Origin of the sequence: Halomonas heilongjiangensis, assembly GCF_002879645.1 — a bacterium.
GTDB classification, from domain to species: Bacteria; Pseudomonadota; Gammaproteobacteria; order Pseudomonadales; family Halomonadaceae; genus Halomonas; species Halomonas heilongjiangensis.
Genome location: NZ_PNRE01000086.1, coordinates 18,070 through 33,655, shown reverse-complemented (window position 1 = coordinate 33,655; position 15,586 = coordinate 18,070). Strand labels below are relative to the sequence as shown.

Below are 15,586 nucleotides of genomic sequence, written 5' to 3'. Positions count from 1 at the left end.
GGCCATTTCCCGTTAACCTTCGTCACCGAGAATCTCGGCATACTCTCCCTTCAGGCGTTCCACCAACTCGGCACTCTCCTCCGGGCCCCAGTTGTGCACGAACATGCCCATGTCCTGCTGCCGTGTCGTAATCTGCTGGTTCACGGCATCGAACCCCTCCGCCAGCGTCGCCACTATGTCGTCCGGAGTGTCAGCCGGCACCAGCACGCCGCGGTAGATCGCCTCGACCACGTCGTAACCCTCTTCCCGGAAGGTCGGCACGTCTTCCAGAAACGGCAGCCGCTCGTCCCAGGCCACCGCCAGCGCCCGAAAGTGGTCCTGGTTCTGAAACGCCACCGTAGAGTTAGTCATCAATGCGCTGACCGAAATACTCTTCCAGCAGCGGCTGTTGCATGCGGGCAGTGACGTCGATCTCGCCGCCGGGGTTGAAGGAGTTGACGTAGGTCAAGCCCCGTTCGGGGAAGTCGACTGCGGCGGCACTCACGCCGAAGCTCAGGGCCGAGGCAAGGGTCACCCCCAGCGCCATGGTCGACATCTTGCGCAGCTTCACTGGTTTCATAGCGACCTCTCGTCTTGTTGTAGTGACTAGGAAAGTGATGAACAAATCGGTGAGTGGAGTGGAGCGCAAGGCGAACGGGGTGAAGGAGCCGAAGCCTATACGGTAGAGGCTAGGATCCCGAGCATCGCGAAAGGCAGCGATTTTCCCCGCAAGCATTTATGCAGTGTTTCCCTGGTGATTGGTGGGCATGCGGCTTCAAGACGCTTTCTCCATGGCAAGATGATCCTCCTTGATCATGTCTGCTGCCTTTTCAGCAATCATGATGGTGGGTGCATTGGTATTGCCGGAAACGATGATCGGCATGATCGAAGCATCCACGACACGTAGGCCTGTTAACCCATGCACTTGGAGTCGTGGATCGACCACTGCCATGGTATCATTCCCCATCTTGCAGGTACCCGCCGGATGGTAGATGGACTGACTATATTGTCGTGCTGCCTCCAGCAACTCCTCGTCTGAGGTGAACTCCTTGCCGGGGGCATATTCTTTCGTATCCACCTCCGAAAGAGGATTGGCCGCAGCAATCTTACGTGCCACCTTGATAGCATCCACCACCACCCGACGGTCCTCCTCCGCGCTAAGGTAGTTGGGCTGGATCGAGGGATACTGCATGGGATCAGAGCTGGTAATTCGAACGTGTCCACGGCTATGTGGCCGAAGCTGACAGACCGATGAGGTGAACGCTGAAAAGGGGTGCACCCCGTCTGCCGGCTTGTCGGCACTCAGGGGCTGCATATGGAACTGGATATCGGGGCGTTCCAGACCAGGCCTTGACTGGGTAAAGATGCAGACTTGGCTAGCCGCCAGTGTCAGGGGCCCGGTGCGTGAGAACAGGTACTGAGCGCCGACTGCCAGCTTCTTCAAGGGGTGGCGAACCTCATCATTCAGCGTTCGGCAGCGTGTCTTGAACACCAGTCGGACTTGCAAGTGGTCCTGAAGATTTTCGCCCACACCAGGAAGTTCGTGGCGGCACGTGATGCCCACCTTCTGCAGGAGCTTAGAATTACCGATTCCCGAGCATTGCAGAATCTGCGGAGAGCCGATGGCCCCACTGCTCAGGATGACCTCCCGAAGGCTCACTGCCTGCTGTGTTCTGCCATCGACATCATACTCGACCCCTACTACCTGCTTCCCCTCCAGGAGCACTCGCCGACAATGTGCCCGTTTGACGAGCGTCAGGTTCGAGCGACGCAATGCGGGCCTGAGGAAGGCCTTCGCCGTGCTGCATCGCAGGCCTTTGTAGGCGGTTTGCTGAAAATATCCGACTCCTTCCTGGCGCTCGCCATTGACATCCTGGTTTTCGGGTATGCCCACGGCCTTGGCAGCCTCGATGAATCGCTCGGCGATCTCCCGCTTCAGTCGCAGGTCAGATACTTGAAGAGGGCCATCGACACCATGGAAGGCATTCTCACCGCGCGACTGGCATTCCGATTTCTTGAAGTACGGGAGAACGGATTCGTAGTCCCATCCCGTATTTCCCGCCCGGGCCCAGTCGTCGTAGTCCTCACGTTGCCCACGGATATAGAGAAGGCCATTGAGTGAGCTGGAGCCCCCAAGCACCTTACCGCGCGGCCATTGAAGTCGACGACCATTGATACCCTCGTCAGGGTCCGTGAGATAGCACCAGTCCACCGAAGGGTTATGCATGGTCTTGAAATAGCCAACGGGCACATGAATCCAAGGGTTCCAGTCGGAGCCGCCCGCCTCAAGCAGCAGGACCTTCGCGCTAGGATCCTCGCTGAGCCGATTGGCGAGCACACACCCTGCCGAACCGGCCCCCACGACGATATAATCAAAAGCTACTTGCACGCTAGTTGTTGATTTCATGGGAAAACCCACCAAAACGATACATTTTGTCTCATCAATACTGGATCAAGATCTTCTATCAGTCAATAACGAAATTTTTTGTCTCGTTTTGGCTTGCTATCTGAAAGAACCTTGCTTATGTTGATGCCGAGGGTCATCACTTGGGCATGGCGCATGGCAAGCGTCACGCTGGCCCTCATCACAAGTCCAACTACAAAAAAGCGGGAGCCCTGCTCATGAAGCCAATGATTGCTAATGTATCTCGCCGGGATTTTCTGAACATCTCGGGACGTTTCGGCCTGACCTCCACCCTGATTGCTGCCTCAGGGCTCGGTGCCGGCCTCACGGCCAGCACCCTGGCCCGGGCCGCCGATCAAGAGCAGCAACGCCGCTACCAGACCGAACCGAAGCACCGCCTGCGCTTTGGAGCAGCGGGCTTCAACGAGAGAAACCTGGATGTTCAGAAATCGGGGCAGCTGTTCTTCGCACGTGATCTCGAGGAGCGCACCAACGGTGCGATCCGTGTAGAGTTCATGGGGAGTAACGAAGTCTGTAACCAGCTGGACTGTGTCAGCCAGACCCAGCAGGGCATCGTCGACATTTTTTCTGCGTCGACACAGAATTCGGCGGGTGGAGCCCCTTACCTCAATATTCTTGACTTCGCCTACATGTTCCCGACCGTGGCATCCATGTTCCACTTCTTTTACGACCCACGCAGTGAAGCACTATTGAGAGAGCCACTGCGTCAGCGCCATAACCTTCAATTCCTTTTCACGCACTGTGAACTGCGCGGTATCATGTTGGGGGCGAAGTGGGCAGATAAGCCGCTAGTGACCAGTATCGAAGAGCTCGCCGGCACCAGGAATCGGGTCACCGGTACCCAGCTGGGCCGCATCGCGATGGAGCAGCTGAACCTCAACCCTTCTCCTATTGCCTGGGAAGAAACGCTCGACGGTCTACGCCAGGGCCTTCTCGACGGTGCAGAAACCTGGATGAGTGCGGCGGCTTATGCCGGCTTGGCCCCGGTGATCTCTCAGGCCGTTGACCTGCGCTTCTTCGCTGGAAACGATCATACCGCCATGAGCCTGGGTGCCTTCGAGAAATTGGGTAGCGAACTCCAGGATCAAGTCATGGAGTCTGCCTACTGCGCACAGATCTTCACCCAGGGGATGAACGAAGCAGGTCGCTACCAGCTCATTGGCGCTACTGAGCACCCAGCACCTGGTACCGTCTTTGCCGAACACAATGTGCGTTTTGCCCCCTTGTCTGATGAAGAACGTCACAAGACTGAGCAGATGTGCTCGCCTGAATTCAACCCGCAACCTTGGGAGCGCTGGCGTGAACGGCTCAACGGATGGGCAGGCGGTATCGATATCTATAAGGAAATTCATGGTATCGCACGCGAGATTCCTCGCGATATGGCTGCCGTCAACGTCAAACCTCAGCGCTGGTGGCGTGGGTAACCAGAGGGGATCGCTATGTCTTACCCAACTGTGGTAAATGGCACACTGGCCTTGAAGCTGCTCATGCCCTTGAAGTGGCTCAACGAAAATCTGGAGAAGGTCATCATACTGATTTCCTATTCAGGAATGGCAGGCATCATCTTTGTGGAGATCATTCGTCGATTTTTTTTCAACCTACAGGCCCCGTGGAGCACCAGCATACCCGTGCTGCTGTTCCTGTGGCTGACGTGGTTTGGCGCTTCTCTCAATGTAAAGCAACGCAGCCACCTCTCCCTCAATGAGATTCGTATAAGACTGCCCTATACAGGGCAGTTCTTATGCCAAATTCTTGACGCGATATTATGGATCGCCTTCGGCATGCTTGTCATATACTTTACCAGCGAGCAAGTCAAGGTCGCTCACTTTAACTTCGCGATTGTGCCCGGGACAGACAATGTCATGCAGTGGTGGTTCTATCTGGCCACCCCGCTGGCATGGACACTCCTCATCTTCCGTGTCATACAGAACCTGGTTGAGGACTGTCTCCGCTTCAAGAGAAATAAGCCCTTCAATCTCACACCGGCTATCATGGACTAGGGGAGGGTATAATGACTGAGGGCGCTTTGATTGGTCTGGTGACACTGGGTGTCACCTTGTTTTTCCTGCTTGGGGTTCCAGTCTTCCTGGTTCTCGGCTTCTGGGTGGTGGGTGTCAGCATCATCATCGACTTCACCTTGGCCAACATCGGAGTCACTCTGTTCCAGGGGCTGAGTTTCTTTGGTCTTCTCGCACTACCACTATTCATTCTTACTGGCGACCTGATCAATGCAGCGGGGATCGCCAAGCGATTATCGGATTTCGCCTACTCGGTGCTTGGATGGTTACGCGGAGGCATGGGGATGGCGACGCTAGGTGCCTGTGGGCTCTTTGCCGCCATTTCGGGCTCCAACGCCGGGACTACGGCGACTATCGGCTCGATCATGCAGCCAGAGATGAAGAAGAATGGATACGATGAGCGTTTCTCGGCGGCTACCGCAGCCTCTGGAGGTACCGTCGGCATCATCATTCCACCCAGCATTATCTTCATTGTCTATGGCTTCATGATGAATTTGTCGATCAGTGACCTCTTCATCGCGGGCATGATCCCTGGCGCCATGATGGTACTGAGCATGATGATCGCCTGCCATCTGGTGGCACGGCGTCATGGCTGGGGAAAGTTGACTTCCTTCAGCGCCAAGAAGAGTGCCGGCTTTGCGGGTAGGGCTTACCTGGGCTTTGCCACCATTGGCGTCGTGCTATATGGGATCTACTCCGGCAAGTTCTCACCGACAGAAGCCGCAGCCATTACAGTTGGCTTCACCTTGATCGCAGGGCTTCTCATCACCCAGGAGATCAGTATCGTTCGGTTGCCCTTCATCATGTTGCGCTCGGGACAGATCGCTGGCATGCTGGCACCCTTGATCGCTATCTCTGTCGTCATGCAGCAACTTCTTTCCGTGCTTGGCGTCGGCGCCATGTTGAATAACCTGCTAACAGGTCTGGGTGGTTATTATATGGTGCTTCTCGCCTGTATGCTGATCATCCTGATGGCGGGCATGATCCTGGAAAGTCTACCCGTCACTATCATTCTTGCTCCTATCCTGGCACCCATTGCACAGAGTGTCGGTGTCGATCCGATTCACTTCGCTGTGATCTTTCTGGTAGGGGCAGCGATTGGCTTCGTCACCCCTCCCTTCGGACTTAACCTCTATGTGGCTAGCAGCGTGACAGGCATTCCCTACATAAAGCTGGTGCGATTCGTCCTGCCTTATTTCTTCGCGCTGATACTCTGCTGGATCGCGATATCCCTATGGGCGCCACTTTCCATGTTCCTGGTCAACCTCTGACAGCGCTGCGGCGCAGCAGGCCCGTAAGGGTCTGTTGCGCTATCATCGGGTCCAGCATCCTTTGGAAGCTCGTCGTAAGGAAAGCCCATGTCCAAAGACACGTCCACCAACAGCACACTCTCTCGGGCGATCAGCCTGCTCGAGGAGATCGCCACGGCCGAGTACAGCATCAGTGCAGCGGATCTTGACAAGCGGCTGGACATTCCCAAGCCGACGATCCATCGCCTGATCAAGCAGCTTGAAGAACAGCAGCTGATCACACGGGATCTGGACGGACGCCATCTGTTGCCCGGATCCAGGCTGCGTAGAATGGCCATGGGCACGCTGGCCAACGAAAGCCTGAAGGCACCGCGTCACCTGTTACTGGAGCGCCTGGCCAAGGAGGTCGGCGAAACCTGTAACCTGACCGTGCTCGATGGTCATGAACTGCTCTACTACGACCGCGTGGAAACCAACTGGCCGGTGCGCATCCAGCTGCCCCCCGGGTCGCGCCTGCCACTTCACTGCACCGCTAGTGGCAAACTGTTTCTCGCCCTAATGCCTCCCCACCGGCGCCGCGCCCTGCTGTCGAGCCTGTCGCTGGAGGCCCATACTCCCTATACTCTCACCTCCATCTCTGCCTTGGAGGAACAGCTTAGTCAGATCGCCAGGGATCGGCTCAGTACCGATAGTGAGGAATTCATCCAGGGCATGGTCGCCATTGCGGTTCCCATCTACGATCGCGTGGGACATATACAAGCCACCGTGGGAATCCATGCCCCGTGCCTTCGCCATTCCATTGAATCGCTTCTCGAGAGGGCTCCGCTAATGCGGCAAGTTGCTGCTGAGCTCGAAGAAATTCTCTAGCAACGTATCAGGGTGAGGGATCCCGGGCTTTTCTCGGTATTAGCGGTATGTATGCCTCAGCAGACGCCGAGACTGCCCCCCGAGTTTGACAGAGCAACGGTCGACGACTATCGGGCGTTCCTCGATGAAGTCGTGGCCGGCGGGTCACTGCGCAGTGGCCCGCGCGGCCAGCATCATGAGCCTGATCCAGGTCGGCCAAGCTGAATGGCCATGAGCACTATGCCTACCTGAAGGGCGTGCTAGAACAGCTGCCGACCCAGAAGGCCAGCCAGATCCACAAACTGCTACCTCAACACTGGCAGCCGGATGACTGATCACTCGAGAAGGGTGATCGGCGTACGGTTACGAGACATGAGAAAATCCTTGCTGAGAAAAAAGATAGATGAGACTCCTGCTTGAAGATCAGAGACCACCCACGCAGACATACTTGAGTTCGGTGAACTCCTCAAGGCCGTGATGGGAGCCCTCACGGCCCAGACCGGACTCCTTCACGCCCCCAAAAGGAGCCAGCTCGGTAGAGATCAACCCCTCATTGACACCGACCATGCCGTACTGCAGCCTCTCCATGACGTGCCAGATGCGGCGATAGTCGCGGGCATAGAAGTAGGCGGCCAGCCCGAAGGGGGTGTCATTGGCCATGGCAATCGCTTCTTCTTCGTCACGGAAGCGGAACACCGATGCCAACGGGCCAAAGGTCTCTTCCTGAGCAACGCACATCTCAGTGGTCACATCGGCAATCACCGTGGGGGCGTAGAAGCTGTGGCCAAGAGGGTGAGGGTGGCCGCCGCACAGCAGGCGCCCGCCCTTGGCTACGGCGTCATCCACATGGCGCTGCACCTTGTCGACAGCGGCCTGGTTGATCAGCGGACCAATCACCGTGCCCGGCTCACGTCCGTCCCCCACCTGCAGCGATGCGACACGCTCCGCCAACGCCTCGACAAAGGCGTCGTGGATGCCGTCCTGAACCAGGAAGCGATTGGTACAGACGCAGGTCTGGCCGGCATTGCGGTACTTGGAGGCGATGGCCCCGTCCACGGCGGCATCCAGGTCGGCATCGTCGAAGACGATGAAGGGCGCATTGCCGCCCAGCTCCATGGCGGTCTTCTTGACGGTGCTGGCGCACTGGGCCAGCAGCGCCTTGCCCACCGGCGTGGAGCCGGTGAAGGAGACCTTGCGAACCCGCGAATCAGTGGTCAGCACCTCGCCCACGGCCGCGGGGCTGGCCGCGGTCACCACGTTGATCACTCCTTCCGGAATCCCAGCCTCAAGCGCCAGCCGGGCCAGCGCCAGAGCGGTCAGCGGCGTGGCCTCGGCCGGCTTGATGACCACCGTGCAGCCGGCGGCGATGGCCGGGGCACATTTGCGGGTAATCATCGCCATGGGGAAGTTCCAGGGCGTAATGGCTGCGACCACCCCTACCGGCTCACGCAGGACCAGAAGGCGCTTGTCGGCACCGTGAGAAGGCAGCGTTTCGCCGGCCATGCGCTTGGCTTCCTCGGCGAAGAATTCTATGAAACTAGCGCCGTAGACAACCTCGGCACGTGACTCGGCCAGCGGCTTGCCTTGCTCCAGCGTCATCAACTCGGCCAACGCTTCGGAGTGCGCCAGGATGCACTCGAACCAGGCGCGCAGCAGGGAGGCGCGCTCCTTGGCCGTTGTCTTCTTCCAATCGGCACCCGCGGCATGGGCGGCAGCGACAGCCTCACGCGCCTCGTCCGCGCCCAGGTCCACCACTTGAGCAAGCGTCTCCCCCGTGGCCGGGTTGATCACGGGGAAGCGCGCGCTGCCGCTATGCCAACGCCCGCCTACCAGAGCAGCAGCGGTGCCATCAATCAGCAGCGAATCGATCAGCGTCATGGGTCATCTCCTCTTGTTGTTGGTATCGAGGAGCACCCTAACAGCAACCCGGACTGCGCCCTATGGACCAATTTTCAGGCCAACTGGACCAATCCGTAGTGCCGGACCATAATCCAACGCACTTCCTTCATGCCAGTTCGCCCGCCCCATGCCTCCCACTGCCCCTCTTTCACCGCTGCTGGAACGTTTCCATCATCAGCCCGAGCGCCTGGGCAAGAGCGTACGAGTCGAGCAGGCCCTGCGCCTAGCGATCCTCCATGATTGGCCAGACGGCAGCCGGCTGCCCCCCCACCGCACCCTGTGCCGAGAGCTGAGAGTTGCACGCGATACCCTTGCCCAGGCCATGCGGCGCCTTATGGACGAGGGCTACATCGTGACCGGGCAGGGACAGGGCACCTGGACGCACCACCCGACCTCGCGGCCGGACAGCGTCTCTCCCTTGCCGACACCGCGCCTTTCGAAGCGGGCAGAAGCGGTGCTGCACACGCGCAGTGCCAGCCAGATCCAGAGCGGCGCCTTTATGCCCGGCATTCCCGACATCACCCAGTTTCCCATGGCTAAGTGGCGGCAGCTGTATGCCAGCGTCACCGTGCCTCGTAACGCCCTGCTGCTCTCCTACTCCAGCGGCGGCTATGGCCCACTCAAGCGAGCGATCCGCGACTTCCTCTGGCGCTGGCGCCACCTCGACTGCAGCACAGATCAGATCATCATCACCGAAGGGACGCACAACGGCATCGAACTGTGCTCTCTCGCACTGACCGACCCGGGAGACCATGTTCTGATGGAGTCTCCCTGCTACTGGGGAGCCAGAACTATCTTTGCAGCCACAGGCGCCACGGTCGAGTCCATAGCCTGGCACCCTGAGACGGGGCATGCCCCGCGCCGCTCGTCTCACCCCATCCGGCTGGCCTACTTCACCGGCTCACATCACTACCCGCTTAGTATTCCCACCTCGCGTTCGCAGCGGCAGGAGCTCTGTGTTCGCCTACGCCCTGATTTCGTGCTGGAGGATGACTACGAGTTCACCGGCGAGGATGGCGCCAACCTGATGTTCGACAGCCGCTCAGCCCACCATCTGCTGGTCGGCTCCTTCTCCAAGCTGATGTTTCCCGGCCTGCGCCTGGGCTATCTGGTAGCTCCAAAGGCGCTGGTGGCACCGCTCAACCAGCTGCGCAGCGAGGTCTTTCGTGAAGGGCGCCTGCTGGACCAGGCCACCCTGGCCCAGTTCATCGCCAAAGGGGAACTGGATGCCTGGTACCGACACATTCAGCGCGACTATCTGGCCCGCCAGCAGGTGATGCACGATCAGTTGATACAGGTGCCTGGTGTGATTCACGTCTCGCCGCCAAGCCACTCGATCAGCCTCTGCGTGCAGTTCGCACAGGAAGTAGATGACAAGCGCATCGCCAGCAGACTCCTGCAATCCCACCTCATCACCCGTCCGCTGAGCCCGTTCTGTGCCGAGAATGACCCTCGCAGCGGTCTCATTCTTGGAGTCGGCATGCTGTCAGGGCGGACACTGGCAGCAGAAGCCTCACGTCTTCGCGACGTCTTGACTCGCTGCCTGCAGGTCTGCGTATTCCGGCGAACGTGACCGCTCATTCCGACGATCGTGACCGATTTGCTCACTGCTATCTCGTTGGCTTTATAGAGCGACAATTACCCTGTCCAGAGATATAGTCAATTGTTGTGTATGGAGGGCAGAAAGGAGGGGGGTATCCTGCCGATCGCCCCGTCAACGTACTACGAGCACAAGGCCCGAAAAGCCCGGCCTGACCGCGCTCCGCCCCGAGTCCAGCGCGATCGTTGGCTGAGCGCCGAGATCCAGCGCGTCTGGGACGAGAACTTTGGCGTCTATGGCATCCGCAATGTCTGGCGTCAGCTACGTCGAGAAGCCATTCCGGCAGCCCGCTGCACGGTCGAGCGCATGATGCGTTAGATGGGGCTGCGCGGCGTGGTCAGAGGCAAGCGAGTGCGGACGACCCCAACAAGGCCTGCCGGCAGACATAGTTCGACGGCAGTTTCAGCCAGCCCAACCCAACGCGCTGTAGGTGTCGGATTTCACCTACGTCGCGATCTGGCAGGGCTTCGTCTACGTCGCCTTCGTCATCGACGCCTTTGCCCGCTGGATCATCGGCTGGCGAGTCTCCCGCACACCCCGCACCCACAATAGAGGCGTACAATATTTCTCGAAACGCTATACGGAGCGCTTGGGAGATGCTGGCATCGAACCCTCTGTCGGGAGCGTCGGCGACTCGTACGACAACGCGCTGGCCGAGACGGTGATTGGGTTGTTCAAGACGAAGTGATTCGCCAACGCGGGCCATGGCGGCACCTGGAGGCCGTTGAGTTCGCCACCCCGGAATGGGTCCACTTGCAGACTAATGGGCTGGTAATATCGCGCGTCCCAGATTCGGAGGCCATGGTCGCTTTGTTGCGACAGCAATGTCGCCCGAACGCCACATGGGTGAGGGGGCGCCACTTCGCTAGAATAAGGGCCCCCTACACAAGGAGAGTTCCATGTCCCGGCGTCTGCTGTCTCTGCCCATTGCACTGCTGTCTGTCCTGCTGGTGGCCGGTTGCAGCTACCAGCCTGCCCGTATCAAGTCCGAGCCACTGATCGTCATCGATGACGACCGCGGCGGCTACTCCCGTGGTGGCGGCGGTTTCTGCCCCCCAGGCCAGGCCAAGAAGGGACGCTGCTGACCTTGCACGATCTTTCCTTGCTCGGGGCTTGGCGAGGCCCGGGTGGTGGATATACTGATTGAAAACAGTGTTTGTTAAGTAATAAGGCCCGAGTCGCCCCGCCCATAGAGGCAGCCACGGTCGAAGCCCGTGTCGAGAGGCGTGCCGGGCCGGGAACGAAGGGAGCCATGACCCGTTCATTACCTTGCGAGGTATTCGCCATGATGACTCCCATGCGCCTGCTGATGCTCGCCGTGGTGGCCGGCACCCTGACCCTGGCCGGTTGCAGCTATACTCCCGCGCGCGTGCAGTCCCAGCCGCTGATCGAGATCGACGGCTACAGTGGGCATCGTCACTATCGTGGTGACGACCGCCGCTACTACGACCGCCATCGCCATCGTCGCGTGGAGCGGCATTACTACTACGACGATCGTCGCCGCGGCGGCTTCTGTCCGCCGGGGCAGGCCAAGAAGGGCCGCTGTTGAGGCGGACGGTTGCTTTTCGTGCCGCCGGGGTTATGGTAGAGAGTCCATCCCCGGCGGTGCGGACCCCGAGAGCTCCCGATGTCGTTCCTCGATCTTCGAACTCGTACCCTGAGCCGGGAACACGTGGCCCATGCCCACGACCACCACCAGCTGATCCTGGCGACCTGCGGCGTCACCGAGCTCGCCATCGAGGGGCGGGGTGAGCGGATCACCGCCAGCCGCGGCTGCCTGATCCCCAGCACCAGCCGACACGAGTACCAGGGGGACGGCTGCAACCGCACCCTGGTGCTCGACATTCCCCTGTCCAGCCTGCCCGCCCTGCGTGACGGCGAGGCCATCGAGGGGTTGTTCGAGAAGCCCTGCTTCTTCACCGTGTCGCCACGGCTCAAGGCACTCGCCGGTACCCTGATGCAGCAGCTCGGGCAGTGCCCGGCCCTGCACAGCGAGATCGCGGCGCTACTGCTGCGCGCCCTCTACCTGCACCTGAATGACCTGCCGATGGCCGGGCCGGGCGGGCCGTGGCTGACTCGGCGGGCCAGCGAGCGCCTCGATCTGGCGCGGCTGGATGCCTGGATCGACCGCCACCTCGCCGACGAGATCCGGGTCGAGCAGCTCGCCGCCCTCTGCGCCCTGAGCCCCGGCCACTTCCACGCCTGCTTTCGCGAGTTGACCGGCACCACGCCCCTGGCCCATGTGCAGATTCGCCGGCTCGAGCATGCCCGCACCCTGGTCCGGCACAGTGGCCTGAGTCTGGGGCATGTCGCTGCCCTGGTGGGTTTTCGCGACCAGGGCAGCTTCTCGCGCGCCTATCGCCGCCGGTTCCAGGTGGCGCCCTCCCTCGACCGTCGTAGCCGCTGAGCCTCATCTGACGAGCCCCGGGCAAATCTCCCGCAGTCGGGGGCAAGCAGGCCCGTCGCCGGCGTTCTAGGCTCATAGTGAGTAGTCGTCGTCAATCGATCGGCCGGTTCCGGCCCATGGCGATGCCCCGCAAGCCACAAGAACGACAAGAGGTGAGGGATGATGAACAAGACGATGCTGCCCCGCATGGTAGCGCTGGCGGCCCTTCCGCTGGCCGTTGCCAGCACCCAGGCGCAGGCCCAGTCCCACGAGATGGTGATCGCCACGCTGCTCCCCGAGAGCATGACCAACAACGAGATCTACCCGGCGTTGGTGCACTTCAAGAACCTGGTCGAGGGGCGCACCGACGGTGATCTCGAAGTGTCGATCTTCGGTGGGGGGCAACTCGGCTCCGAGGTGGAAACCGGCTCGGAGGTGCAGGCCGGACGCACGCTGCAGTCCACCATCATGTCGACCGGCGCCATGTCCTCCTTCTACCGTGACTACCAGATGGTCACCGCTCCCTTCCTGTTCACCAACTGGCGCCAGGCCTGGGCCTTCTACGACAGCGAATGGTTTGCCGACTTCATGTCCGGCACCATCGAGGCGGCCAACATGCGCTACCTGGGAACCTTCGACGACGGCGGGGGCTTCGTGGCCTTCACCAACAACGTGCGGCCAATCGAGACCATCGAGGACCTCGAGGGACTCAACATCCGCACCGAGGAGAACCCCGCGCATGTGGCGGTCATGCGGGCGCTGGGCGCCTCGGCCACGCCGCTACCCTGGGGAGAGCTGATCACCGCGCTCGAGACCGGGCTGGCCGATGGCCAGTTCAATGCGCCCGTCATCAACACCGCCTTCAACCTGGATGCGGTCACCGACCACACCACCCTGACCGGGCATGTCTACAACAGCGCCCCCTGGATGATCAGCGAGGCCTGGTACCAGGAGCTGCCCGAGGAGTACCAGCAGGTCGTCATCACCTCGGCGCGGGAGGCCATCGAGGTGAGCCACGGCATGTCCGGCGCCCTGGCCACCGCCAGTTGGGTGGAGTCCTGCGAACGCTTCGAGACCTGCTACCTGATGCCCGAAGCGGAGCGTCAGCGCATGGCCGAGATCGCGCGTCCGGCCTGGCAGGAGTGGATCGTCGATGACTTCGGCATGGACGCCGAGCGGGTCGAGGCGCTGCTCGCCGAGGTGGAGCGTGTCGGCAACGAGGTGGCCGACGAGGACTTCCGCATCTACGGTCAGTGAAGCGAAGGGGCAGGGGATGTGCCTCTCCTGCCGCTTTCCGGGCGGCCGGGTCGCGACCCGGCCGGGATCCAGCCGTCACGGGTGTCCTCCATGAGTCCGCTTGCTCCCCTGCGTCGCTTCAGCGATGGCGTCAATCAGGTCGCCATCGTGCTCTGCGTGGTGTGTATCCTGGCCATGCTGGGCATTTCGTTCACCGCCTTCGTCTACAAGCTGGCCACCGGCAGCACCCTGACCTGGACCTACTCCCTGGCCCGGCTCTTCCTGCCCTGGATCGGTTTTCTCTCCATGACGATCTCGCTGCGCTACGGCGAGCACGTGGCCATGACCCTGCTGGTGCGCAGCCTGCCGCGGGTGTTGCTGCAGGTCGCGGCCGGGCTCTGCCTGGCGGTGATCGCGCTCTTCGCGGCGCTGCTGGTGTGGTACGGCTGGGGCTACTTCCTCAATGCCACCCAGGTCTACATGGTCTCCGACCAGATCCAGATTCACAGCAAGTTCACCGCCATCGTGGTACCGCTGTCCGGCGTGATCATCCTGCTGCACCTGGTGCAGGGCTTCGCGCTGCTCGAGCACTTCATCGATGACGAGACGATGATCGACGAGCTCATCGAGACCACCGACCTGGAGGAGCGCTCATGACGCCCGCGATCGTCGCCTTCGTCGTCCTGCTACTGATCGGCGCCCCGGTCGCCGTGGTGATGGCCATGTCCGGCCTGGTGGGGGGCTATACCCTGGGGGGCGAGCGCATGCTCGGCATCATCGCCGATCGCATGTTCTCGGGGGTGTCGGGCTTTCTGCTGATTGCCGTGCCCTACTTCATCTTCACCGCCGAGCTGATGAACCAGGGTGGGCTGACCCAGAAGCTGATCGCCTTCAACAATGCCCTGTTCGGACGCGTCCGCGGTGCCCTGTCACACGTCAACGTCTCGGTGTCGGTGTTCTTCGCCGGCCTCACCGGCGCCGCCATCACCGATACCGTGGCCATCGGCAAGATCATGATTCCGGAGATGAAGAAACAGGGCTACGACGCCGAGTACGCGGCGGCCATCACGGCCTGCTCGTCGATCATCGGTCCTATCATCCCGCCCAGCGTGGTGATGGTGGTCTACGCGACCCTGCTGCGGGACATCTCGGTGATCGACCTCTTCGCCGGCGGCATCATACCCGGGTTGCTGATGGCCGGTGCGCTGCTGGCGGTGAGCTTCTTCCTGGCCTGGAAGCGCGGCTATCCCAAGCAGGCACCGATCCCGTTCAAGATGGCGATCTTCGCCTTCCTGGCGGCGCTGCCGGCGATGCTGGTGCCGCTGATCATCCTCGGCGGGATCCTCTCGGGGCTCACCACCATCACCGAGGCGTCCGGGTTCGCCGCCGTCTATGCCCTGGCCATCGGCGCGCTCTTCTATCGTAGCCTGAGCTGGCACAAGGTGTGGCAGGCGCTGGTGGTGACGGTGCGCTTCTCCGGGGTGGTGTTCTTCCTGCTGGCGACCTCGGCGGTGCTCGGCTGGTTCGTCACCCGCTCCGGCATCGCCCGTGACGCCGCGGGGCTGATCACCACCGTCAGCGACTCCGCCTTCCTGCAGCTGATGCTGGTCTGCGTGCTGCTGATCCTGATCGGCACGGTGATGGACGTGCTGCCGGCGCTGGTGGTGGTGGCGCCGGTGCTGGTGCCGGCCATGATCCAGCTGGGCTTCGACCCGCTGCACTTCGCTATCCTGATGATCGTGGTGCTCAACATCTCCAACGTCACGCCACCGGTGGGGATGACACTGATGACGGCGGCGCGCATCGCCGAGGTGCCCTACGAGCGGGCGATCATCGCCTCGTTGCCGTTCTATTTCGCCTATGTGGCAGTGATCCTGCTGCTGGCGCAGTTTCCGGTACTCTCCACCTGGATTCCCTCGCTGCTGCGCTGAGGCGAGGTCGAACAAG

14 protein-coding genes and 2 pseudogenes are annotated in these 15,586 nt (G+C 61.0%); 12 read left to right on the top strand and 4 right to left on the bottom strand.

What is annotated here, in order from left to right:
* Window positions 1-12 precede the first annotated feature (12 nt).
* From C1H66_RS18610 to C1H66_RS18600, 3 genes are all read right to left on the bottom strand, one after another.
* Entirely contained in the window at window positions 13-351 is a 339-nt protein-coding gene (locus C1H66_RS18610; protein WP_102629369.1) for a tripartite tricarboxylate transporter substrate-binding protein, read from the bottom strand.
* Window positions 344-559, bottom strand: a complete 216-nt coding sequence (locus tag C1H66_RS18605) for a hypothetical protein (RefSeq protein WP_102629368.1) — start codon at window positions 557-559, stop codon at window positions 344-346. The genes C1H66_RS18610 and C1H66_RS18605 overlap by 8 nt, the downstream gene beginning before the upstream one ends.
* A 195-nt stretch (window positions 560-754) precedes the next feature.
* Entirely contained in the window at window positions 755-2,386 is a 1,632-nt protein-coding gene (locus tag C1H66_RS18600; RefSeq protein ID WP_102629367.1) for a GMC family oxidoreductase, read from the bottom strand.
* A gap of 215 nt (window positions 2,387-2,601) precedes the next feature.
* Between C1H66_RS18600 and C1H66_RS18595 the strand changes: the two genes are divergently transcribed.
* The 5 genes and pseudogenes from C1H66_RS18595 to C1H66_RS18575 all read left to right on the top strand — a co-directional run.
* Entirely contained in the window at window positions 2,602-3,828 is a 1,227-nt protein-coding gene (locus C1H66_RS18595) for a TRAP transporter substrate-binding protein (RefSeq protein WP_205738696.1), read from the top strand.
* 15 nt (window positions 3,829-3,843) lie between these two features.
* Window positions 3,844-4,404: a TRAP transporter small permease gene (locus C1H66_RS18590; protein ID WP_170064183.1), complete on the top strand. Its 561-nt coding sequence runs from the start codon at window positions 3,844-3,846 to the stop codon at window positions 4,402-4,404.
* 11 nt (window positions 4,405-4,415) lie between these two features.
* Entirely contained in the window at window positions 4,416-5,693 is a 1,278-nt protein-coding gene (locus C1H66_RS18585; RefSeq protein ID WP_102629365.1) for a TRAP transporter large permease, read from the top strand.
* Between the two features lie 87 nt (window positions 5,694-5,780).
* A complete protein-coding gene (locus C1H66_RS18580; RefSeq protein ID WP_102629364.1) occupies window positions 5,781-6,539 on the top strand; it encodes an IclR family transcriptional regulator in 759 nt (252 codons plus the stop codon).
* Between the two features lie 141 nt (window positions 6,540-6,680).
* Window positions 6,681-6,853: pseudogene (locus tag C1H66_RS18575) on the top strand (transposase domain-containing protein); the annotation flags it as partial.
* Between the two features lie 88 nt (window positions 6,854-6,941).
* Here C1H66_RS18575 and C1H66_RS18570 read toward each other — a convergent pair.
* Entirely contained in the window at window positions 6,942-8,396 is a 1,455-nt protein-coding gene (locus C1H66_RS18570) for an NAD-dependent succinate-semialdehyde dehydrogenase (RefSeq protein ID WP_102629363.1), read from the bottom strand.
* Window positions 8,397-8,544: 148 nt separating this feature from the next.
* Between C1H66_RS18570 and C1H66_RS18565 the strand changes: the two genes are divergently transcribed.
* The 7 genes and pseudogenes from C1H66_RS18565 (at window position 8,545) to C1H66_RS18525 (ending at window position 15,570) form a co-directional block, all read left to right on the top strand.
* Window positions 8,545-9,990 (top strand): aminotransferase-like domain-containing protein, encoded by a 1,446-nt coding sequence (locus C1H66_RS18565; protein ID WP_102629362.1) that lies wholly within the window; start codon window positions 8,545-8,547, stop codon window positions 9,988-9,990.
* Between the two features lie 123 nt (window positions 9,991-10,113).
* Window positions 10,114-11,016, top strand: a pseudogene (locus tag C1H66_RS23300) (IS3 family transposase); the annotation flags it as partial.
* A gap of 286 nt (window positions 11,017-11,302) precedes the next feature.
* A complete protein-coding gene (locus tag C1H66_RS18545) occupies window positions 11,303-11,566 on the top strand; it encodes a hypothetical protein (RefSeq protein ID WP_240618395.1) in 264 nt (87 codons plus the stop codon).
* A gap of 78 nt (window positions 11,567-11,644) precedes the next feature.
* The gene (locus C1H66_RS18540; protein ID WP_102629358.1) at window positions 11,645-12,424 is read left to right on the top strand and encodes a helix-turn-helix domain-containing protein; all 780 of its coding nucleotides are present in this window, start codon (window positions 11,645-11,647) and stop codon (window positions 12,422-12,424) included.
* Between the two features lie 162 nt (window positions 12,425-12,586).
* Window positions 12,587-13,660: a TRAP transporter substrate-binding protein DctP gene (dctP, locus tag C1H66_RS18535; RefSeq protein WP_102629372.1), complete on the top strand. Its 1,074-nt coding sequence runs from the start codon at window positions 12,587-12,589 to the stop codon at window positions 13,658-13,660.
* 90 nt (window positions 13,661-13,750) lie between these two features.
* Window positions 13,751-14,296 (top strand): TRAP transporter small permease, encoded by a 546-nt coding sequence (locus tag C1H66_RS18530; RefSeq protein ID WP_102629357.1) that lies wholly within the window; start codon window positions 13,751-13,753, stop codon window positions 14,294-14,296.
* Window positions 14,293-15,570: a TRAP transporter large permease gene (locus tag C1H66_RS18525; protein WP_102629356.1), complete on the top strand. Its 1,278-nt coding sequence runs from the start codon at window positions 14,293-14,295 to the stop codon at window positions 15,568-15,570. The genes C1H66_RS18530 and C1H66_RS18525 overlap by 4 nt, the downstream gene beginning before the upstream one ends.
* The last annotated feature ends 16 nt before the right edge of the window (window positions 15,571-15,586 follow it).

What these genes read in the sequence shown, in the direction of transcription:
- dctP (WP_102629372.1), top strand. Translation starts at nt 12,587, where the DNA reads ATGAACAAGACGATGCTGCCCCGCATGGTAGCGCTGGCGGCCCTTCCG.
- C1H66_RS18540 (WP_102629358.1), top strand. Translation starts at nt 11,645, where the DNA reads ATGTCGTTCCTCGATCTTCGAACTCGTACCCTGAGCCGGGAACACGTG.
- C1H66_RS18570 (WP_102629363.1), bottom strand. Translation starts at nt 8,396, where the DNA reads ATGACGCTGATCGATTCGCTGCTGATTGATGGCACCGCTGCTGCTCTG.
- C1H66_RS18590 (WP_170064183.1), top strand. Translation starts at nt 3,844, where the DNA reads ATGTCTTACCCAACTGTGGTAAATGGCACACTGGCCTTGAAGCTGCTC.
- C1H66_RS18580 (WP_102629364.1), top strand. Translation starts at nt 5,781, where the DNA reads ATGTCCAAAGACACGTCCACCAACAGCACACTCTCTCGGGCGATCAGC.
- C1H66_RS18530 (WP_102629357.1), top strand. Translation starts at nt 13,751, where the DNA reads ATGAGTCCGCTTGCTCCCCTGCGTCGCTTCAGCGATGGCGTCAATCAG.
- C1H66_RS18595 (WP_205738696.1), top strand. Translation starts at nt 2,602, where the DNA reads ATGAAGCCAATGATTGCTAATGTATCTCGCCGGGATTTTCTGAACATC.
- C1H66_RS18545 (WP_240618395.1), top strand. Translation starts at nt 11,303, where the DNA reads ATGATGACTCCCATGCGCCTGCTGATGCTCGCCGTGGTGGCCGGCACC.
- C1H66_RS18525 (WP_102629356.1), top strand. Translation starts at nt 14,293, where the DNA reads ATGACGCCCGCGATCGTCGCCTTCGTCGTCCTGCTACTGATCGGCGCC.
- C1H66_RS18610 (WP_102629369.1), bottom strand. Translation starts at nt 351, where the DNA reads ATGACTAACTCTACGGTGGCGTTTCAGAACCAGGACCACTTTCGGGCG.
- C1H66_RS18585 (WP_102629365.1), top strand. Translation starts at nt 4,416, where the DNA reads ATGACTGAGGGCGCTTTGATTGGTCTGGTGACACTGGGTGTCACCTTG.
- C1H66_RS18600 (WP_102629367.1), bottom strand. Translation starts at nt 2,386, where the DNA reads ATGAAATCAACAACTAGCGTGCAAGTAGCTTTTGATTATATCGTCGTG.
- C1H66_RS18565 (WP_102629362.1), top strand. Translation starts at nt 8,545, where the DNA reads ATGCCTCCCACTGCCCCTCTTTCACCGCTGCTGGAACGTTTCCATCAT.
- C1H66_RS18605 (WP_102629368.1), bottom strand. Translation starts at nt 559, where the DNA reads ATGAAACCAGTGAAGCTGCGCAAGATGTCGACCATGGCGCTGGGGGTG.